This window comes from Collinsella sp. CM84Y_54 (genome assembly GCF_036317945.1).
Lineage (GTDB): Bacteria > Actinomycetota > Coriobacteriia > Coriobacteriales > Coriobacteriaceae > Collinsella.
Genome location: NZ_JAWQCX010000002.1, coordinates 112,065 through 131,932, shown reverse-complemented (window position 1 = coordinate 131,932; position 19,868 = coordinate 112,065). Strand labels below are relative to the sequence as shown.

Below are 19,868 nucleotides of genomic sequence, written 5' to 3'. Positions count from 1 at the left end.
CTTAACCCTCGCTACTTGTCGTCTCCGTCGTTGGGGTCGCCCTTGAGGGTGTTGATGTCCAGGTACTGGTTGTCGTCCTCTTTTTGCTGCGTTGCCGATTCGGACGCGGTGGGGCTGCGGAATAGCTGGAATCCCTCAAATGCGATCACGCCGAGTAGGGCCACGATAATCGCGATAAAGACGATCTTTGCCGCTTGGGGAAACTCAGAGAAGTGCGGCGGCTCTTCCTCGGTGTAGAAGTCGGCAAAGCGCTCGTCGTCGGTGCCGCGGGTATACGACGATGCCGATGCGGCCTTTACGCCAGCCTTGTTGTGTTCAGGAGCGGACGCGTTGGCAAACGGGCCGTTATCGTATGCGCTCGATGCGGATCCGTAGCTCTCGGTCTCAATGCGGGAGGCGCGGGGCGCGGCATCAAAGCGGTCATCGTGCGCTGTTGTTTCGTTGTAATCGGAGTTGCGCTCCTCGGCAGCTGCAAACAGCGGGTTGACCGGAATGTCGAGCGCCGGCATGCCGGCCGAGGTCTCGTCCAAGTCGGCCGCGGCCCAGGAATCGAAGGCAAACTGGCGGTTGGCGAGGTCGTCCAGATCCATAACGGGCGGCTCGAGTTCGGGCTCGGGCTGGGGTTCGGGAGCCGCGTGTGTCGGCTGCTGCGGGGTGGCATACGCGGGTGCGCTGCTGGGCGCATGGCGCTGTGCCGCCGCGGCAAGGAAAGCCGCCGTCTCGGACGGATCGCTGGTGGGGCGGGGCGCAGGTGCGGCCTGGCGCGGTACCTGCATGATGGGGCGGGTGGCAAAGTCATCTGCGGGCACGGATGCTGGCGTAGGCGTAGTGGCCGGAGCGGGAGCAGCGGCCGACGTAGGCTTTGGGCCTGCCGGGCGAACCCCGCCGCCCATGAGCTCATCGGCGGTCCAAGGGCGGTCGCTCATCACGTCGTCGAGGCTCAACGCAAACAGATTGTCTTCGCCCTCGTCAAACGCGCGTTTCGCATGCCTGGCGGCAGAAGCGAAGCCTCCGCGGCCGTTGCGTGATGCGTTGCTCGACCCCATTTTGTCCCATCCTTTCGAAATGCTCGCATTCATCGATTATATGGAACTTGCCTTGCGGCCGACTCTCGGATTCGCGCATTCCAGAACTCGCGCCCAAAAGGGGAGGGGCGCAGGCGCGCTGACTATTTGTCGCCGGCGGCAGCCTTTGCCTCGTTGAGGTAGCTGTAGAAGCTGTATTTGGAGATGCCAAAGAACTCGCAGGCGCGTTCGCTCGACTTGGAGATGAGGAAGGCGCCGCGACGGTCGAGGTAGCCAATGGCGCGGATGCGCTCGTCTTTGGTCATGAGCGCCGCGGGCTTGCCCACAAGCTGTTCGCACTCGCGCAGCAGGTCTTCGAGCAGGTCGCCGATGTTTTTGGTAATGGGCTCGGGCTCGGTGTAGCCCGTGCCGCCGATGCCGGTAAAGGCATCGAGCGAGCGCTCAAAAGCCTTCATAAGCGTAATGTCAAAGTTAATGCTCAAAATGCCGACGGGCTTGCCCTCGTCGTTGCGGATAAAGATCGTCGAGGACTTGAGCAGCTTGCCATCGGTGGTTTTGGTGAGGTATGGCTCGCGGTCGTGCACGTCGGTGGTGCCCTCGTGCATGGACTCAAACACAATATGGCTGGGGCCGTCACCCAGTTTGCGCCCGCTGACGTGGCCGTTTTCGATCACTACGATGGAGTGGTCCACGTCCTCGGTCTCCAGATCGTGGACGACGATTTCGCAGTTGGGGCCAAACTGGAGCGCCAGGCCGTGTGCAAGGCGCTTGTAAAACTCAATCTGTGCGGGGGTCATGGGTGCCTTCCTAAAAATTAGTTTGGGCACACTTTGCCATAAACCCCACTTGTTCGCAAATAACGAAAGCGTCGCTGCGTTATCTGACCGTTCGGCGGGAAAAGGGTACCGATTACGGCAACAAACAATTTGTTAGGTTTTCCAATCAAAAAGTGTGATAGAACAGAGCTAACAAACTTTTTGTTTGGCATCCACATAAAAGTTCAGTCGCAGGAATGGGAATGGGCTGAAACGCGTATGCGGGGGCCGGCAAGAGAGAACTTAAGGAGTTCACCGTATGGCCGATAAGATCCAGTGGGCGGGTAACACGATGCCCAAGAGCGATGACAAGCACTTGGGAATCATGAGCCTCGACCACGTGAAGAAGGCCCGTGCCTTCCACCAGTCGTTCCCCCAGTACACCGTCACTCCGCTTGCCCGCCTGGACGGCCAGGCCGCGCGCCTGGGCCTGTCCAACCTGTGCGTTAAGGACGAGAGCTATCGCTTTGGCCTCAACGCTTTTAAGGTTCTGGGCGGTTCGTTTGCCATGGCCAACTACATTGCCGACGAGACCGGCAAGGACGTTGCCGAGTGCACCTTCGATTACCTGACCTCCGATCAGCTTGCCAAGGACTTTGGCCAGGCCACCTTCTTTACCGCCACCGACGGCAACCATGGCCGCGGCGTGGCGTGGGCTGCCAACAAGTTGGGCCAGAAGGCCGTCGTGCACATGCCCAAGGGTTCCACCAAGCCCCGCTTCGATAACATCGCCGCCGAGGGCGCCACGGTGACCATCGAAGAGGTCAACTACGACGAGTGCGTGCGCATGGCCGCCGCCGAGGCCGATGCCTGCGAGCGCGGCGTCATCGTTCAGGACACCGCCTGGGAGGGCTACGAGAAGATTCCGTCTTGGATCATGGAGGGCTACGGCACCATGGCTTCCGAGGCTGCCGAGCAGCTGCGCGAGATGGCCATCAACCGCCCGACGCACGTCTTTGTCCAGGCTGGCGTGGGCTCGCTGGCCGGCGCCGTGGTGGGCTACTTCACCAACCTGTATCCCGATAACCCGCCCACCTTCGTTGTGGTCGAGTGCGCTCCGGCCGCCTGCCTGTACAAGGGTGCTGCCGCCGGCGACGGCGATCCGCGCATCGTGGACGGCGACATGCCCTCCATCATGGCCGGCCTGTGCTGCGGCGAGCCCAACATCTTGGGCTGGGATATCCTGCGCAACCACACCACTGCCTTCGTGTCCTGCCCCGACTGGGTCACCGCTCGCGGCATGCGCACCCTGGGTGCTCCCGAGAAGGGCGACCCGCGCGTCATTTCCGGCGAGTCCGGCGCTGTGACCACCGGTCTGGTCGAGACCCTCATGCTCGACCCCGAGTACGCCGAGCTCAAGGAGCTCATCGGCCTGGACAAGACGAGCTCCGTGCTCTGCTTCTCCACCGAGGGCGACACCGATCCGGATCAGTACCGTCGCATCGTCTGGGAGGGCGAGTACCCCACCTGCTAGCAGGTCTGACCTGTCCGGAGGCAGCCGGAGGACTTTACTCCCTGCTCGGACAGTCCTGCTCGCACGGAGAGCACATTAAGTGCTCTCCGGCTCGTGCGGAACTCGCGACGGAGCAAAGTCCTCCGTCCGCCTCCTATGGTTACTTGCTTGTGGGGTGCTCGACCTCACGCTGTTTGGCACAAGTGATCTATCTGAAATATCTACCTGTAGGTAAATCCTTGTAGAAAGGTTAACTGTTATGACTAAGGAACTCGATTTTGAGGCAATTAAAAACGCTGCCGAGTCTCACCGTGCTGATATGACTCGCTTCCTGCGCGCTATGATCTCCCATCCCTCTGAGTCCTGCGAGGAGGGCGAGGTTGTCGCCTGCATCAAGGCCGAGATGGAGAACCTTGGCTATGACGAGGTCAAGGTCGACGGCCTGGGCAACGTCATGGGCTTTATGGGCGAGGGCGACAAGATCATCGCCATCGACTCCCACATCGACACCGTCGGCATCGGCAACATCGAGAACTGGGATGCCGATCCCTATGAGGGCTACGAGACCGACGAGATCATCTACGGCCGCGGCGGCTCCGACCAGGAGGGCGGCATGGCTTCTGCTACCTACGCTGCCAAGATGATGAAGGACATGGGCCTTATCCCCGAGGGCTACAAGATCATGGTCGTCGGCACCGTCCAGGAAGAGGACTGCGACGGCATGTGCTGGCAGTACATTTACAACAAGGACGGCATTAAGCCCGAGTTCGTCATTTCCACCGAGCCCACCGACGGCGGCATCTATCGCGGTCACCGCGGCCGCATGGAGATCCGTGTCGACGTTCACGGCACCTCCTGCCACGGCTCCGCTCCCGACCGCGGCGACAACGCCATCTACAAGATGGCCGACATCATCGCCGACGTCCGCGCCCTCAACAACAACGGCTGCGACGAGTCGACCGACATCAAGGGTCTCGTCAAGATGCTCGACCCCAAGTACAACCCCGAGCACTTCGAGGACGCCCGCTTCCTGGGCCGCGGCACCTGCACCGTCAGCCAGATCTTCTACACCAGCCCCAGCCGCTGCGCTGTCGCTGACTCCTGCGCCATCTCCATCGACCGTCGCATGACCGCCGGTGAGACCTGGGAGTCCTGCCTGGACGAGATCCGTAACCTGCCGGCCGCCAAGAAGTACGGCGACGACGTGAAGGTCTCCATGTACATGTACGACCGTCCGTCCTGGACCGGCGAGGTCTACGAGACCGAGGCTTACTTCCCCACGTGGATCAACAAGGAGACTGCTCCGCACGTCAAGGCCCTCGTCGACGCTCACAAGGCCATGTTTGGTGACGAGCGCATCGGCTGCGAGCCCAGCATGGACAAGCGCACCGGTCGTCCGCTGTGCGACAAGTGGACCTTCTCCACGAACTGCGTTTCCATTCAGGGCCGCTATGGCATCCCCTGCGTCGGCTTTGGCCCGGGTGCCGAGTCTCAGGCTCACGCTCCCAACGAGGTCACCTACAAGGACGACCTGGTCACCGCTGCCGCCATGTACGTGGCTGCCCTGAACCTCTACGATCCGAGCCAGGCCGATGGCGACGCCACCGTGTTTCGCGCCGGTCTGACCAACAACAAGATCGACTAGTCCCATTCCTCGATTTTGTTGAGCCGGGGGCCGCTCGCGTCCCCGGCACCCCCTGTCGACTTGGGGCCCGCGGTCGTTATCTCCCATGCTTCCTCGACGGTAGCGGGTCCTCGTCATAGCGCTCTGCATGTTCTAGCCACACGCGCATGCCGGAGCGCATCTACTCATTGCGATCGTTTCATCTTTAGAAAGGACATTTCCATGGACGCCAAGTTTACCGAGCTCGTCGAGCAGCTGAACGGCCTCGATTTTAAGGGTATGTACGGCAGCGACTTCCTGCACACCTGGGATAAGACCACCGATGAGCTCAAGGCGCTCTACATCGTCGCCGACGCCCTGCGCCAGCTGCGCGAGAACAACGTCTCTCCCAAGATCTTCGACTCGGGTCTGGCCGTCTCCCTATTCCGCGACAACTCCACCCGTACGCGTTTCTCCTTCTCTAAGGCCGCCAACCTGCTCGGCCTTGAGCTGCAGGACCTGGACGAGAAGAAGTCCCAGATCGCTCACGGCGAGACCGTCCGCGAGACCGCTACCATGATCTCCTTCATGGCCGACGTCATCGGCATCCGCGACGACATGTACATCGGCAAGGGCGACGCCTACATGGCCGAGGTCTCCGAGTCTGTCCAGCAGGCTTACGAGGACGGCGTTCTGGATCACCGTCCCACGCTCATCTCCCTGCAGTCCGATTCCGACCACCCCACGCAGTCCTCTGCCGACATGCTCTACCTCATCAACGAGTTTGGCGGCCTTGAGAACCTCAAGGGCAAGAAGGTTGCCGTCACCTGGGCCTATTCGCCCTCTTACGGCAAGCCGCTGTCCTGCCCGCAGTCGCTGATCAGCCTGCTGCCCCGCTTTGGCATGGACGTCACCCTGGCCCACCCCGAGGGCTACGACCTCATGCCCGAGGTCGTTGAGCGCGCCAAGGGCTATGCCGCCGAGTCCGGCACCACCTTTAAGCAGGTCAACACCATGGCCGAGGCCTTCGAGGGCGCCGACATCGTAATCCCCAAGAGCTGGGCTCCGTTTGCCGCCATGGAGAAGCGTACCAACCTGTACGCCGAGGGCGACGACGCCGGCATCGCCGCGCTCGAGAAGGAGCTGCTCGCCCAGAACGCCACCCATCAGGACTGGTGCTCCACGACCGCGCTCATGGAGAAGACTGCCAACGGCCAGGACACCATCTTTATGCACCCGCTGCCCGCCGACATCTCCGGTGTTTCTTGCGAGCACGGCGAGGTCAACGCCGACGTCTTCGACATGCACCGTGTGGGCATGTACAAGGAGGCCAGCTACAAGCCGTACGCCATCGCAGCCATGATGTTCCTGCAGAAGGTTGCCGATCCCGCCGCTGCCCTCAAGGCCCTCGACGAGCGCAACACCGCCCGCTGGTTCCAGGCCTAAAGCTGGGCTGAGGTAAACCATGTAAAGGGGGCGCTCTGCCAACCGGCGGGGTGCCCCCTTTTTGCATCGCGGGCGTGTAGGATAAGCGCTTTCGATGTAGGTGCCCCGCGGCGCGAGTTATGGGTACGATGGTTTCAGGGGAGGTATCGCCATGAAACTTGGCTGCGTGATTATGGCCTCGGGCGAGGGTAAGCGGTTTGGCTCTAACAAGATGCTTGCCGATATCTATGGCGAGCCGCTGATTGCCCGGACCATCGATTCGGTTCCCCGGGGCTTTGACGTCGTGGTTTCGACGCGTTGGCCCGAGGTTGCCCAGATTTGCGAGGACAAGCATTGCCAGTGCGTGCTGCACGATGGCGAGCTGCGCAGCGAAAGCGTCCGTGCGGGCCTTTCGTGGGGAGTCGAACGCAACTGGAAAGGTTGCCTCTTTTTGCCGGGCGACCAGCCGCTTGTGAGCGCGGATTCTTTTGAGGCTATGGTTCGTGCATTTGACGAGCGTGGTCGCAAGCATCCGGTGCGTCTTGCGTGCAACGGTGAGCCTTCGAGCCCGGTGCTCTTTCCGGCGGAACTGTTCGATGCACTTATGTGTCTTGAGGGCAAGGACGGCGGCGGTTCGATCCTCAAGGACCGTACCGACGTGATGCTGGTCGAAGCGCGCGCCTATGAGCTGTGGGATGTCGATACCGCCAAGGGCCAGCGACGCATAACGGAGCATATCGCGGCCTGCTCGTATTTTGATCGCGTAGCCAACTGTATTAATCAATAAGGAGTAACATGATCATCATCAAAAACGGCGCGCTCGTGACGCCCCAGGGGCTTCGCCGCGCCGATCTTGCCATGGATGGCGATAAGATCGTGCGGATCGCCGCGGCGATTGAGCCGGTCGAGGGCGATACCGTCGAGGATGCCGCGGACTGCTGGGTGTTTCCCGGCTTTATCGACGGCCACACGCACATGCAGTGCTGGACCGGCATGGATTGGACAGCCGATAGCTTTGAGACCGGCACGCGCGCGGCCGCCTGCGGCGGCACGACGACCATTGTGGACTACGCGACGGCCGATCGCGGCGTGACCATGCCCGATGCCTTGGCCGAGTGGCATCGCCGCGCCGACGGAACCTGCACGGCCAACTACGCTTTTCATATGGCACTCGCCGAGTGGAATGAGCGCAACCGCGCCGATCTTTCGGCCATGCGCGAGGCGGGCGTGTCGTCGTTTAAGACCTACTTTGCCTACGATCATTTGCGCTTGGACGATGCCGAGACGCTCGAGGTGCTCGAGGAGCTCAAGCGTATTGGCGGCATACTGTGCGTGCATTGCGAGAACGGCACGCTGGTGAATGAGCTGCAGAAGCGCGTGTTTGAGCAGGGCATCCACGGGCCCGAGGGCCATGCGCTCAGCCGTCCGGATGTGTGCGAGGCCGAGGCCGTGAGCCGTCTGTTGTATCTGGCGCACCTGGCCGGCGACGCACCAGTCAACGTGGTGCACCTTTCGACCAAGCTTGGTCTTGAGGCCATCCGTGCCGCCAAGGCGCGCGGGCAGAAGAATATCTATGTCGAAACCTGCCCCCAGTATCTGATGCTCGACGACACCTGCTATCTGGAGCAGGGCGAGGACGGCTTTGCGGGCGCCAAGTACGTGATGAGCCCGCCACTGCGCCATGCCGGCGACCGTGCCGCGCTGCGCGAGGCGCTTGTGGCAGGCGAGATCGATACGATTGCGACCGACCACTGCAGCTTTAACCTACACGGGCAAAAGGACCGCGGACGCGATGATTTCCGCGCGATTCCCAACGGCGGGCCCGGCGTGGAGCATCGTCCCGTCGCGATCGCTACGAGCTTTGAGGGCCAGCTGGGACCCGAGGATCTGTGCCGCTTGATGAGCGAGAACCCGGCGCGCGTCTTTGGCATGTATCCGCGCAAGGGCTGTCTTGCCGAGGGCGCCGATGCCGACGTGTGCGTGTGGGATCCCAAGGCGCGCTGGACCGTTAGCGCGGCGACGCAGCATCAGGCTGTGGACTACACGCCGCTCGAGGGTTTTGAGGCACATGGCCGCGCCAAGGCCGTGTTTGTGAACGGCGTGCTGGCGGCACGCGACGGCGAGCCCACCGGAGCCCAACCCGGCCGCTACGTCCCCCGCTAACAAGAAGGGCGCCGGATTCCCTTCGCAGTTGCGGTGAAATAGTTCCTGTTTAGCCGCCAAATAGGCCGTTTCAGGAACTATTCCACCGCAACTTATAGGTCTGCTGGGGCAGCGCCGGCTATTTGAGGCTGGTGGCGACGATGGGGCGGCTGAGGGCAGTCTCAAAGCGGCTTGCCACGACCGGGTCGGCAAGCGTGTCGACTTGGTTGAGCATGATGCGGGCATAGTTGAGGTTCAGCATCCGCAGTTCGGCATTGAGCACCATGGCGACGCGCTCGGGCGTGGCGATGTCGGTGGGCTCGCAATCGCAGCGCTCGCAGAAGAGCTCGGGGCGGTGGACGGCTTCGTTGATGGGCTTGCCCAAGCCTGAGGCGCCGACGATCCAGATGACGTTGGCAGTGCCGGCAGGAATAACCGGCTCCCAGGCGGCGTGGGCCTTGAGTGGGAGTCGCTTGCTGCCATCTGCCTCGGCCAACACATAGTCAAAGCGCTGCGCCAGCTGGTCGAGCGGTTCGGCAGGGGAGGAGAGCTTACCTGTCTCGGGGTCCAAGACGCCTGCTTGGCAGATGCTTCCGCGGCTCATGCCCGCGCATGCCTCGCAGGTGCAGCCGGGAACATGCAGGGTCCCCGGCTGCCAAGGCGCGGCGTCCAGGCGACGGTTCGACCCGTCCCATGGCACACCGGCGACGGGAAACATGTGCGTGGTGCTACAGAGAAGCACCCTGCCGCCGGCGCGCATGAGCTCGAGACCCAGCGTCTTGAGCAACGTCGACTTGCCGCCGCTGCCGATGATCGCGGTAATGCCCGGCTCAATCTTGAGCGTGGAGGCAAGGCTGCCGTTAACCGTTTCCATCTGTTCACCGCCGTATAATACTGTGATAATAAATAATCATCAGAGTAGCGGTCGAACCGCTTTTGCTCTGCTCAAACCGTAGCACAGGGAGGTGCCCCGGGAATGCTCGTTTATGTTCGCGGCGCCGGCGATATCGCCACGGGCGTGGCTGCTCGTCTGGTACGCGCCGGCGTGTCGGTTGTCATGGCCGATATCGCGGTCCCCACGTGCATCCGTCGCACAATCAGTTTTTGCGAGGCCATTCGCCTGGGCGAGGTCCAGGTCGAGGGCATTCGTGCCCGCTTGGCGCAGACGCCGGTCGAGGTGCTTGAGATTACCGAGGCGGGGGATGTCGCCGTGGTGGTGGACCCCCAGGCACAGATGCTCGGCGAACTTAGACCCGCGGCCGTGGTAGACGCGATTCTAGCTAAGCGCAATCTGGGCACCACGCGCGACATGGCTCCTGCCGTCATCGCGGTAGGGCCGGGCTTTACCGCTCCGGTTGATTGCGATGCCGTGGTCGAGACTATGCGCGGGCATTTTTTGGGCCGCGTCATCACCCAGGGCTCGCCCCAGCCCAACACGGGCGTGCCGGGCATGATCGGCGGATACGGCAAGGAGCGTGTTATCCACAGCCCCGCCGCCGGCGTGTTTAGGTCCGACCGCGCGATCGGCGACATCGTGAGTGCCGGCGATGTGATCGGGTATGCGGGTGATACTCCCATGGTCACGCAGATTGACGGCTGCTTGCGCGGCCTTTTGGCCGACGGCGTTCAGGTGACCGAGGGCTTTAAGTGCGCCGACGTCGACCCGCGCGGCGATGCCAGCTATATCAACTATATTTCGGACAAGGCGACGTCGGTCGGCGGCGGCGTACTCGAGGCGCTCGCCATGCTCACCGGTGTATTCCAGGGATAGGAAATTGCAATGGAAAAGCTCGATGTGGTGAATGCTGCGCTTGGCGCCCTGAAGGCTGGTAAGACGTGCGAGCTGGTGGTAGTTGCCGGTACGGCAGGGTCATCGCCGCGCGGCGTGGGCGCCTGGATGGCCGTCTTTGCCGATGGCAGCCAAGCGGGCACCATCGGCGGCGGCAAGATTGAGCTCTTTGCGCTGGACGAGGCGCGCGAGCTGCTGGCCGCAGGGCAATCGCGTCTGGTCCGCTACACCATGGGCGGCGAGAACTCCGATACTGGCATGATCTGCGGCGGAGCCATCTGCCTGTGCTATCTGCACCTGGATGTATCGCAGGTGCCGTTGTTCCAGTCGGTTGCCGACGTTTTGGCCTATCGGCGCATCGGCGACTTCGTCATCGACTTTGAACCGTTTGTCACCCAGGCGATCGAGGGCGATGTGGCCGAGTACCATGGCGAGGCATCGCGCCGCACCATAATGGGCTGCCCCGAGCTTTCGCTGGTGGAGGAGGGGAGTAAGGTCACCTACACCAACGCCGCCTCCGAGATTCCCCCGGCGCACATCGAGACGCTCTGCCCCGAGGGCCTGACCTATATCTTTGGCTGCGGCCACGTGGGCGCTGCAACGGCGCGGGTGCTCACGGCGGCGGGCTTTGCCGTCGTGGCTTGTGACGACCGCCCCGGTACGCTGACCCCCGAATGGGTGCCCGGTGTCTACGATCGACGCCTGGTCGATTACAAGAACCTGAGCGAGCTGTGCCCCATCGGTCCGCGCGACTTGGTGGTCGTGGCCACGGCGGGCCACAAGTCCGATATCGACGTGGTGATTCAGGCGATGCGCGCCAGGCCTGCCTACCTGGGCTGTCTGGGTTCGCGCCGTAAGACGGCCTTTGTGCGCGCCCGCCTGGAGCAGGAGGGCTTTACGCAGGAGCAAATCGACGAGCTGCACCTGCCGATCGGCGTTGCCATCGAGGCGGAGGACCCCGAGGAGATCGCTATCTCCATCGCCGCCGAGATGATCCACCTGCGCCGCACCAAACTCGTCCCCCGCAAGCGCTAATCTCATCCCCATCAATAAGTTGCGGCGAAATAGTTCCTAGATGGGCCCGACGGGCGGTCGGCAGGAACTATTTCACCGCAACAGCTTTTGGGATCCATTTGTGCGGGGGAGTTGTGGAGTTGTGCAGGCAGAAGAGGTTTTTCTGGAAATACGCTCCCGATGCGCGTATAGTACCGATTGTTTTGTCGGCTCCTGCTGCGTCGAGTCCAAACCGCGAAATGCCATGAGCGGCGCGGATGCAGCCAGGAGGCACGAGGACAACCCATCGTGGCCACGCCCCGTGCTTAAAACCCCAAGAAGGAGTGAACAATGGCAGAAGAGAAGTATGTGCCGCGTCTGAAGACCAAGTACAACAACGAGGTCAAGCAGCAGCTTCAGGACAAGTTCCAGTACGAGAACGTCATGATGATCCCCAAGTTTGAGAAGATCGTCGTGAACATGGGTGTCGGCGAGGCCGCTACCGATTCCAAGGCCATCGACGGTGCCGTGCGCGACCTGCGCGCCATCACCGGCCAGCAGCCGATGATCACCCGTGCCCGCAAGTCCATCGCTACCTTCCGCCTGCGCGCTGGTATGCCGATCGGCTGCAAGGTTACCCTGCGTGGCGACCGTATGTGGGAGTTCTTCGATCGTCTGACCTCCGTCGCGATCCCCCGTATCCGCGACTTCCGCGGCATCTCCGCCAAGAGCTTCGACGGCCGTGGTAACTTCTCCATGGGCGTCACCGAGCAGCTCATCTTCCCCGAGATCGACTTCGACTCCGTCGATCACCAGCGTGGTATGGACATCACTTTCGTGACCACCGCCAACACCGATGAGGAGGCCAAGGCCCTTCTGGACGCCTTCGGTTTCCCGTTCAAGAAATAGGTTCACCTGCCCCATAAGCGCCGTTCCCACAAGGGGGCGGCGCTTGGGGCGAACAATACTCTATGTGAGGAGGATATAAGTGGCTAAGACATCGATGATCGTCAAGTGCAATCGCAAGCAGAAGTTCTCTACTCGTGAGTACACGCGCTGCCAGCGCTGCGGCCGTCCGCACTCTGTGTACCGCAAGTTCGGCCTGTGCCGTGTCTGCTTCCGTGAGCTTGCACTCAAGGGCGAGCTTCCCGGCGTTAAGAAGGCCAGCTGGTAAGTCACTACCAGCGTTTCAAGCATCAGTTTGGAACAGGGAAAACGCGCTAAATAGGCTTTGCCGTTAAGGGCGGCGAAGAACCAAGAGCACGTGTTCATCAAGAACGAAGGAGAATCTGTATGAACCTTACAGACCCGATCGCAGATATGCTTACGCGCATCCGTAACGCTAACTCTGTGAACAAGGCCACGGTCTCCATGCCGAGCAGCAAGAAGCTCGTCGAGATCGCTCGTGTTCTGCACGAGGAGGGCTACATCGAGGGCTACGATGTCGAGGACACCGTGCCCCAGAAGACTCTGCACATCACGCTTAAGTATGGTCCCAAGAAGGCTAAGGTCATCAACGGCATCCGCCGCATTTCCAAGCCGGGCCTGCGTAAGTACACCGGCGTTGCCGACATGCCCCGCGTCCGCGGCGGCCTTGGTACCGCCATTATTTCCACTAGCCATGGCGTCATGACCGACCGCGATGCTCGCAAGCACAACGTCGGCGGCGAGATCATCGCTTACGTCTGGTAATTCGGTCGGTAGGTAGAAGGAAAGGAGATCACCGTGTCTCGTATCGGTAATAAGCCTGTCCAGATTCCCGCCGGAGTCGAAGTGGCAGTCAACGGCAACAACGTTATCGTCAAGGGCCCCAAGGGCCAGCTCGAGCTCGATGTCTTTGAGAAGCTCACCATCAATGTCGAGGACAACGTCCTCACCGTTTCCCGTCCCGACGACGAGCGTGAGACCCGTGCCCGCCACGGCCTCACCCGCGCCCTCATCCACAACATGGTTGTTGGCGTTTCCGAGGGCTTCGAGAAGAAGCTCGAGCTCGCCGGCGTCGGTTACCGCGTGCAGCAGAAGGGCAAGAACCTCGAGTTCTCCCTGGGCTTCTCGCACCCTGTGATCGTCGAGGCTCCCGAGGGCATCACCTTCGAGGTTCCCGACAACACCCACGTGAACGTCAAGGGTATCAACAAGCAGCAGGTCGGTCAGATCGCCGCTGAGATTCGCGGCCATCGTCCTCCCGAGCCTTACAAGGGCAAGGGTATCCACTATGTTGGCGAGCACATCCGCCGCAAGCTGGGTAAGGCCGCCAAGTAGTCGTAACCGACTTACTCGCATAAGACCAGCACCCCGTTAGGTGCTGGCAAGATCAACCTTTTTAGGAGTTTACGTATGAACAAGCATAAGGCGAAGCTGGAAGGCCTCAAGCGTCGTCAGCGTCGTGTTCGCGGCAAGGTCTCGGGTACCGCCGAGCGTCCGCGTCTTCGCGTGACCCGTACCAACGCCAACATCTATGCCCAGATCATCGACGACAGCAAGGGCTCCAGCCTGACGCTCGTCTCCGCCTCGACCCTCGAGGCCGAGTTCAAGGGCACCCACACCTCGAACAAGGAGGCTGCGGAGAAGGTCGGTCAGCTCGTTGGCAAGCGTGCCATCGAGGCCGGCATCACCAAGGTCGCTTTCGATCGTGGTGGCCGTATCTACCACGGTCGCGTCAAGGCCCTCGCCGACGGTGCTCGTGCCGCCGGTCTCGAGTTCTAGGAGGTATGTAGCACATGGCTCGTAATCAGAAGCAGCAGCGCGAGGCCTCCGAGTTCGAGGAGCGCGTCGTTTACATCAACCGCGTGTCGAAGACCGTCAAGGGTGGTCGTCGCATGAGCCTCGTCGCTCTCGTCGTCGTTGGCGACGGCAAGGGCAACGTCGGCGTTGGCATGGGCAAGTCCGCTGAGGTGCCCATGGCCATCTCCAAGGCGTCTCTCGATGCCAAGAAGAACATGTTCCACGTGCCGGTGACCGAGCAGGGCACCATCCCGCACGAGGTTCTCGGCCACTTTGGTGCCGGTCGCATCATCATCAAGCCCGCTGTCGAGGGTACCGGCGTTATCGCCGGCGGCGCTGTGCGTCCCCTCTTCGAGCTTGCTGGCATCAAGAACGTCCTGTCCAAGTCCCTCGGTACCGACAACGGCCTCAACATCATCAAGGCTGCCGTCGAGGGCCTCAAGGAGCTCTCCAGCCCTGAGGACGTCGCGGCTCGCCGTGGCCTGACGGTCTCCGAGATGTTCGTCGGTAAGGAGAACTAAGCATGGCTGACACCATCAAGATCAAGCAGGTCCGCAGCACCAACGGTTGCAAGCAGGACCAGGTCCGTACTGTCCGTGCCCTCGGTCTCCACAGGATCCGCGAGGTTCGCGAGATTGCTGACAACGAGTCCGTCCGCGGCATGATCTTCAAGGTCAAGCACCTTGTCGAGATTGTAGAGGAGTAGCAAATGCAGCTTCACGATCTTACTCCCGCGCCCGGTTCCACCAAGAACCGCAAGCGCGTCGGCCGTGGCAATTCTTCGGGTCACGGCACCACTTCTGGCCGCGGTCAGAAGGGCCAGGGTTCCCGCTCTGGCGGCACCAAGGGTGCCGGCTTCGAGGGTGGCCAGACTCCTCTGGCTATGCGCCTGCCCAAGCTTCCGGGCTTCCGTAACCCCCGTCGTATCGAGTACACCGCTGTTAACGTTGAGCGTCTCGAGCGCAAGTTCGAGGACGGCGCTGTGATCGACGGTGCCGCTCTTAAGGCCGCTCGCATCACCAAGAGCGAGTTCGAGCCCGTCAAGGTGCTCGGCAATGGTGAGCTCACCAAGAAGTTCACGGTCAAGGTCGACAAGGTCAGCGCTTCTGCGCAGGCCAAGATCGAGGCCGCCGGCGGAAAGGTCGAGCTGCCGTGCTAAATGGTCTTAAGAATGCTTTCCGCATCAAAGAATTGCGCGAAAAGATTCTTTTTACCATAGCTATGCTCGTCGTGTACCGCATTGGTGCGCACGTTCCTGTGCCCGGCATTCCCTTCCAGGGGATGCTGGGCCTTTTCTCGACCGATAACAATTCGGTCGCCGCAGGTGCTATGGCCCTCCTGAATCTTTTCTCTGGCGGCGCGTTGAGCTATGTGTCGGTGTTTTCGCTGGGCATCATGCCTTACATCACCAGCTCGATCATCCTCCAGATGCTCCAGGCCGTTGTGCCTTCCCTGCATGAGCTTGCCCGCGAGGGCGAGGTCGGTCAGACCAAGATTACGCAGTATTCGCGTTACCTCACCCTGGCTCTGGCAATCCTCAACTCCGTGGGTTACCTCTTCCTCTTTAAGAGCTTCGGCATCAGCTTTAATGGCGCCGGCGCTCCCGAGATCATCTTCGACCTCATGGTCGTCGGCACGCTCACCGCGGGCGCCATGCTGATCATGTGGATTGGTGAGCTCATCACCCAGCGCGGTATCGGCAATGGCATGTCGCTGATCATCTTTGCGAACATCATGGCCGGTCTGCCGCAGGCGATCTTCTCCAGCACCGAGGGCAATGCCGGTGGCATCATCACCATGGTGATCATCTGCGCCATCATCCTGCTGGTCATCCCGCTGATCGTTTTCCTTGAGCGCGGCCAGCGCCGCATCCCGGTCTCCTACGCCAAGCGCGTCGTGGGCCGTCGCATGATGGGTGGCCAGACCACCTACCTGCCCATCAAGGTCAACACCGCGGGTGTCGTGCCGATCATCTTCGCTTCGGCGCTGCTGTACTTCCCGGCTCAGATTGCCGTGTTCTTCCCCGGCATCGGCTGGATTCAGGCAGTTGCCTCTGCGCTTTCGACCGGTTGGCTCAACTGGGTGCTTAACGTTGTCCTCATCGTGTTCTTCGCGTACTTCTACACCTCCATGGTGTTCAACCCCGATGACACGGCCGACAACCTTAAGAAGCAGGGCGGCTTTATTCCGGGCGTGCGTCCGGGTAGGGCTACCGCGGCCTACATCAAGAACGCGCTCAACAAGATCACGCTTCCCAGCGCTGTCTTTTTGGCGCTCATCGCCATCGTGCCTTCGATCATTTTCTCCTTCACGGGTAACCATCTGATCCAGGCATTTGGCGGCACGTCCATCCTCATCATGGTCGGCGTCGTGCTCGACACGGTCGATAAGCTCGAAGGCCAGATCAAGATGTATGATTACGATGGATTCTTTAAATAGGCTAGAGGAGGATTGCTCATGAACCTCGTATTGCTCGGAGCTCCGGGTGCCGGTAAGGGCACCGTCGCACAGGAGCTCGTCGCCGAGTTTGGCGTCGCTCACATTTCCACGGGCGACCTGCTGCGTGCTGCCGTCAAGGGTGGCACCGAGCTTGGTATTCAGGCTAAGAAGTACATGGACGCTGGCGAGCTCGTTCCCGACCAGCTCGTGATCGACCTTGTCAAGGAGCGCCTTGCCGCCGATGACGCCCAGCAGGGCTTCATCCTCGATGGCTTCCCGCGCAACACCGCCCAGGCTGTGACGCTCGATTCCGAGCTCTCCGCCATGGGTCGCGAGATCGACTGCGCCCTTCTGGTCGATGTGGCCCCCGAGGTCATCATCGATCGTCTGTCTTCGCGTCGCACTTGCCGCGCCTGCGGTTACACCGGCACGGCTGCCGATGCCACCTGCCCCAAGTGCGGCGGCGAGATGTATCAGCGCGACGACGACAAGCCCGAGACCATCAAGAACCGTCTCGACGTCTACGAGAAGTCCACGAGCCCGCTCGTCGACTACTATCGTGGCCAGGGTCTGCTCAAGTCGGTCAACGGCGACCAGGCTCGCGAGACCGTGTACGGGGATGTCAAAGAGGCTCTCGGTCTATGATCAAGATTAAGTCTGCAACGCAAATTGAGCAGATGAAGAAGGCAGGAGCGCTATCTAAGATGGCGCTCCGCCACGTTGGAGCCATGGTTCGCCCCGGCGTGTCGACCTTCGAACTCGATCAGCTTGCCGAGCAGATTATCCGCATGCATGGCGGCACCCCTGCCTTTAAGGGTTACGGTGGGTTCCCGGGGACCATTTGCGCATCGATTAACGATGCCGTGGTTCACGGTATTCCTAACCCTGACATGATCCTGCGTGATGGCGATATCATCTCCATCGATACGGGAGCTGTCGTTGACGGTTGGGTCGGCGATAACGCCTGGACGTTTTTCGTCGGCACCCCCACGCCCGAGGCCAAGGCCCTGTGCGAGGTTACGCGCGATTGCCTTAAGGCTGCCATTGAGCAGGCTGTTCCCGGTAACCATATCGGGGATGTCGGTTATGCCGTTCAGTCCCTCGCTGAGTCTCACGGTTACGGCGTGCTTCGCGATTACGTGGGGCATGGTATCGGCCGTGTGATGCACGAGGACCCCAACGTTCCAAATTATGGAAAGAAGGGGAGAGGCGTTCGCCTTCAGGCTGGTATGGTCATCGCCATCGAGCCGATGGTTACGATGGGTTCCAATCATGTGAGCACAGGCTCCGATGGTTGGATCGTTACGACCAACGACCACCTGCCCGCCGCGCACTACGAGAACACCGTCGCCATTACCAATGACGGTCCGGTGATTCTTACCACGGATGCCCAGGGTTCCTGGTGCTCCCTGCAGGGCGGAGAAATGTAACAAGTTCCACTTAGATGTGGAGCCATTACGAAGATATTACGATACGTGCATGCGTATTGTAGAATACTCAATCGCTGTCGTTTTCTAGAGAAAGATGATTGCTTGTGAAGAAGGAAGACGCAATTGAGCTCGAGGGCACGGTAAAGGAGCCGCTGCCCAACGCCATGTTTAAGGTTGAGCTCGAGAACGGTCATTCGGTTCTGTGCAACATTTCTGGCAAGATCCGAATGAATTACATCCGCATTCTCCCCGGTGACAGGGTTGTCGTGGAGCTTTCCCCGTACGACCTGACCCGCGGTCGCATCACCTATCGCTATAAATAGCGGCACGCATACACGCTCTTTTCCGACTGCAGGCTTAGCTCAACCTACGGTCGGTTTGCGTGTGAAGACCAGCCATAGTTTTAAACGCCTGCGGCTGGGCGAGTAGATAGTAGGGAAGTAGTTTGAGCGCTACCGAAAGGAAGAACGATGAAGGTACGTCCTTCGGTCAAGAAGATGTGCGATAAGTGCAAAATCATTAGGCGCCATGGCAAGGTCCTCGTTATTTGCGAGAACCCCCGTCATAAGCAGCGTCAGGGTTAAGAGAGGAGACTACGTTGGCCCGTATTAATGGTGTCGACCTCCCGCGTGAGAAGCGCGTTGAGATCGGTCTGACCTACATTTACGGCATCGGCCGCACCACTGCGACGAAGATCTGCGTCGAGTGCAACGTTAACGTGGACACGCGCGTTAAGGACCTCACCGAGGATGAGGTTAACGCCATCCGCGATTATATCGATAAGAATCAGATCATGGTTGAGGGCGACCTCCGCCGTGAGCGCAACCAGAACGTCAAGCGCCTTATGGACATCGGCTGCAACCGCGGCCTTCGTCACCGCAAGGGCCTCCCGGTCCGCGGCCAGCGCACCCACACTAACGCTCGTACCCGCAAGGGCCCGAAGCGTCAGATCGGTGCTAAGAAGAAGAAATAAGGAGCGCTAGATAGATGGCTACTGCTAAGAAGAACGTTCGCGCTGCCCGTCTGAAGCGCGCGGACCGTAAGAACATTTCCGTGGGCCAGGCTCACATTCGTTCTACGTTCAACAACACGATCGTTTCGATCACCGATCCCCAGGGCAACGTCATTTCCTGGAAGTCGGCTGGCCAGGTGGGCTTCAAGGGCTCCCGTAAGTCCACGCCGTTCGCTGCCCAGATGGCTGCCGAGGCTGCTGCCAAGCAGGCCATGGAGCACGGCATGAAGAAGGTTTCCGTCTTCGTCAAGGGCCCCGGCTCCGGTCGTGAGACCGCCATCCGCTCCCTCCAGGCTGCTGGCCTCGAGGTCTCGAGCATCCAGGACAAGACCCCCATTCCGCACAACGGCTGCCGCCCCAAGAAGCGTCGCCGCGTGTAACTGAAAGGATCGTATCAATATGGCAATCGACAGGACTCCTGTTCTTAAGCGCTGCCGTCAGCTCGGGATCGATCCCGCTGAGCTCGGTTACAGCAGCAAGAAGGAATCTATCCGTCAGCCCAAGCGCCGTCGCAAGGAATCTGAGTACGGCATGCAGCTGCGTGAGAAGCAGAAGGTCAAGTTCATCTATGGCGTTCTGGAGAAGCAGTTCCACGGCTACTTCAACAAGGCCCGTAAGATGAACGGCGTCACCGGTGAGAACCTCATGATCATCCTTGAGTCTCGCCTCGACAACGTCGTCTTCCGTCTTGGCTTCGCCCGCACCCGCAAAGAGGCTCGTCAGTCCGTCCGTCACGGTCACTTCACCGTGAACGGCAAGCGCGTGGACATCCCGTCCTACCGCGTTAAGGCCGGCGACGTCGTCGCTGTCGGCGAGAAGTTCCGTGACCTCCTCCCCATCAAGGAGGCCCTGATTTCCTCCGAGCGCTTTGAGGTCCCTGGCTGGCTCGAGGTCGATATCGAGAAGCTGTCTGGTAACGTGCTCGCTCTGCCGACGCGTGAGCAGATCAGCGGTGATATCAACGAGCAGCTCATCGTCGAGCTCTACTCTAAGTAGTCCATCCGGGCTGCTGAGGCTG

Annotated in this window: 26 protein-coding genes; 23 read left to right on the top strand and 3 right to left on the bottom strand. The window is 60.8% G+C overall.

Annotated elements, in window-relative coordinates:
* Positions 1 to 11: 11 nt before the first annotated feature.
* Together V2391_RS03735 and V2391_RS03730 are read right to left on the bottom strand one after the other, a co-directional pair.
* Positions 12 to 1,046, bottom strand: coding sequence for a hypothetical protein (locus V2391_RS03735; RefSeq protein WP_329738307.1), 1,035 nt, complete (start codon positions 1,044 to 1,046; stop codon positions 12 to 14).
* 122 nt (positions 1,047 to 1,168) lie between these two features.
* Positions 1,169 to 1,822 (bottom strand): helix-turn-helix transcriptional regulator, encoded by a 654-nt coding sequence (locus V2391_RS03730; protein WP_329738306.1) that lies wholly within the window; start codon positions 1,820 to 1,822, stop codon positions 1,169 to 1,171.
* A 277-nt stretch (positions 1,823 to 2,099) separates the two neighbouring features.
* Here V2391_RS03730 and dpaL point away from each other — a divergent pair, with 277 nt between their 5' ends.
* The 5 genes from dpaL (at position 2,100) to hydA (ending at position 8,484) form a co-directional block, all read left to right on the top strand.
* Positions 2,100 to 3,314 (top strand): diaminopropionate ammonia-lyase, encoded by a 1,215-nt coding sequence (gene dpaL / locus V2391_RS03725; protein ID WP_055252227.1) that lies wholly within the window; start codon positions 2,100 to 2,102, stop codon positions 3,312 to 3,314.
* 238 nt (positions 3,315 to 3,552) lie between these two features.
* On the top strand, positions 3,553 to 4,938 hold the full coding sequence (locus V2391_RS03720) for a YgeY family selenium metabolism-linked hydrolase (RefSeq protein WP_117861979.1): 1,386 nt from the start codon (positions 3,553 to 3,555) through the stop codon (positions 4,936 to 4,938).
* 201 nt (positions 4,939 to 5,139) lie between these two features.
* Positions 5,140 to 6,342, top strand: coding sequence for a knotted carbamoyltransferase YgeW (ygeW, locus tag V2391_RS03715; protein ID WP_329738305.1), 1,203 nt, complete (start codon positions 5,140 to 5,142; stop codon positions 6,340 to 6,342).
* 151 nt (positions 6,343 to 6,493) lie between these two features.
* Positions 6,494 to 7,108, top strand: coding sequence for a nucleotidyltransferase family protein (locus tag V2391_RS03710; protein WP_329738304.1), 615 nt, complete (start codon positions 6,494 to 6,496; stop codon positions 7,106 to 7,108).
* 8 nt (positions 7,109 to 7,116) lie between these two features.
* Positions 7,117 to 8,484 (top strand): dihydropyrimidinase, encoded by a 1,368-nt coding sequence (hydA, locus tag V2391_RS03705; protein ID WP_329738303.1) that lies wholly within the window; start codon positions 7,117 to 7,119, stop codon positions 8,482 to 8,484.
* A gap of 118 nt (positions 8,485 to 8,602) precedes the next feature.
* On the opposite strand, the gene yqeC is transcribed toward hydA, so the two are convergent.
* Positions 8,603 to 9,337 (bottom strand): selenium cofactor biosynthesis protein YqeC, encoded by a 735-nt coding sequence (yqeC, locus tag V2391_RS03700; protein WP_329738302.1) that lies wholly within the window; start codon positions 9,335 to 9,337, stop codon positions 8,603 to 8,605.
* Between the two features lie 102 nt (positions 9,338 to 9,439).
* Between yqeC and yqeB the strand changes: the two genes are divergently transcribed.
* From yqeB to rpsD, 18 genes are all read left to right on the top strand, one after another.
* Positions 9,440 to 10,234 (top strand): selenium-dependent molybdenum cofactor biosynthesis protein YqeB, encoded by a 795-nt coding sequence (yqeB, locus tag V2391_RS03695; RefSeq protein ID WP_329738301.1) that lies wholly within the window; start codon positions 9,440 to 9,442, stop codon positions 10,232 to 10,234.
* A 9-nt stretch (positions 10,235 to 10,243) separates the two neighbouring features.
* A complete protein-coding gene (locus tag V2391_RS03690; RefSeq protein WP_329738300.1) occupies positions 10,244 to 11,287 on the top strand; it encodes an XdhC family protein in 1,044 nt (347 codons plus the stop codon).
* Positions 11,288 to 11,596: 309 nt separating this feature from the next.
* Entirely contained in the window at positions 11,597 to 12,154 is a 558-nt protein-coding gene (gene rplE, locus V2391_RS03685; RefSeq protein WP_006235260.1) for a 50S ribosomal protein L5, read from the top strand.
* Between the two features lie 79 nt (positions 12,155 to 12,233).
* Positions 12,234 to 12,419, top strand: a complete 186-nt coding sequence (locus V2391_RS03680; RefSeq protein WP_022094280.1) for a type Z 30S ribosomal protein S14 — start codon at positions 12,234 to 12,236, stop codon at positions 12,417 to 12,419.
* A 119-nt stretch (positions 12,420 to 12,538) separates the two neighbouring features.
* A complete protein-coding gene (gene rpsH, locus V2391_RS03675) occupies positions 12,539 to 12,937 on the top strand; it encodes a 30S ribosomal protein S8 (RefSeq protein ID WP_006235262.1) in 399 nt (132 codons plus the stop codon).
* 33 nt (positions 12,938 to 12,970) lie between these two features.
* Positions 12,971 to 13,507 (top strand): 50S ribosomal protein L6, encoded by a 537-nt coding sequence (rplF, locus tag V2391_RS03670; RefSeq protein WP_329738299.1) that lies wholly within the window; start codon positions 12,971 to 12,973, stop codon positions 13,505 to 13,507.
* A gap of 75 nt (positions 13,508 to 13,582) precedes the next feature.
* Positions 13,583 to 13,951: a 50S ribosomal protein L18 gene (gene rplR, locus V2391_RS03665; protein WP_055252235.1), complete on the top strand. Its 369-nt coding sequence runs from the start codon at positions 13,583 to 13,585 to the stop codon at positions 13,949 to 13,951.
* 14 nt (positions 13,952 to 13,965) lie between these two features.
* Positions 13,966 to 14,490, top strand: a complete 525-nt coding sequence (gene rpsE, locus V2391_RS03660; protein WP_006235265.1) for a 30S ribosomal protein S5 — start codon at positions 13,966 to 13,968, stop codon at positions 14,488 to 14,490.
* Positions 14,491 to 14,492: 2 nt separating this feature from the next.
* Positions 14,493 to 14,675 carry a 50S ribosomal protein L30 gene (rpmD, locus tag V2391_RS03655; RefSeq protein WP_006235266.1) on the top strand — a complete coding sequence of 61 codons (183 nt, stop codon included), beginning with the start codon at positions 14,493 to 14,495 and terminating at the stop codon, positions 14,673 to 14,675.
* A 3-nt stretch (positions 14,676 to 14,678) separates the two neighbouring features.
* Positions 14,679 to 15,128, top strand: a complete 450-nt coding sequence (gene rplO, locus V2391_RS03650; protein WP_006235267.1) for a 50S ribosomal protein L15 — start codon at positions 14,679 to 14,681, stop codon at positions 15,126 to 15,128.
* Positions 15,122 to 16,408, top strand: a complete 1,287-nt coding sequence (gene secY, locus V2391_RS03645; protein ID WP_089573561.1) for a preprotein translocase subunit SecY — start codon at positions 15,122 to 15,124, stop codon at positions 16,406 to 16,408. Before rplO ends, secY begins: the two co-directional genes overlap by 7 nt.
* Positions 16,409 to 16,426: 18 nt before the next feature.
* The gene (locus V2391_RS03640) at positions 16,427 to 17,053 is read left to right on the top strand and encodes an adenylate kinase (RefSeq protein WP_006235269.1); all 627 of its coding nucleotides are present in this window, start codon (positions 16,427 to 16,429) and stop codon (positions 17,051 to 17,053) included.
* Positions 17,050 to 17,838, top strand: coding sequence for a type I methionyl aminopeptidase (map, locus tag V2391_RS03635; protein ID WP_329738298.1), 789 nt, complete (start codon positions 17,050 to 17,052; stop codon positions 17,836 to 17,838). Before V2391_RS03640 ends, map begins: the two co-directional genes overlap by 4 nt.
* 104 nt (positions 17,839 to 17,942) lie before the next feature.
* Positions 17,943 to 18,161 (top strand): translation initiation factor IF-1, encoded by a 219-nt coding sequence (infA, locus tag V2391_RS03630; RefSeq protein ID WP_035137443.1) that lies wholly within the window; start codon positions 17,943 to 17,945, stop codon positions 18,159 to 18,161.
* 147 nt (positions 18,162 to 18,308) lie between these two features.
* Positions 18,309 to 18,422: a 50S ribosomal protein L36 gene (gene rpmJ, locus V2391_RS03625; RefSeq protein WP_006363204.1), complete on the top strand. Its 114-nt coding sequence runs from the start codon at positions 18,309 to 18,311 to the stop codon at positions 18,420 to 18,422.
* 14 nt (positions 18,423 to 18,436) lie between these two features.
* Positions 18,437 to 18,811: a 30S ribosomal protein S13 gene (gene rpsM / locus V2391_RS03620; RefSeq protein WP_022094275.1), complete on the top strand. Its 375-nt coding sequence runs from the start codon at positions 18,437 to 18,439 to the stop codon at positions 18,809 to 18,811.
* 14 nt (positions 18,812 to 18,825) lie between these two features.
* Entirely contained in the window at positions 18,826 to 19,230 is a 405-nt protein-coding gene (gene rpsK, locus V2391_RS03615; protein ID WP_006235274.1) for a 30S ribosomal protein S11, read from the top strand.
* 19 nt (positions 19,231 to 19,249) lie between these two features.
* Positions 19,250 to 19,846 (top strand): 30S ribosomal protein S4, encoded by a 597-nt coding sequence (gene rpsD, locus V2391_RS03610; RefSeq protein ID WP_006235275.1) that lies wholly within the window; start codon positions 19,250 to 19,252, stop codon positions 19,844 to 19,846.
* Positions 19,847 to 19,868: the final 22 nt, after the last annotated feature.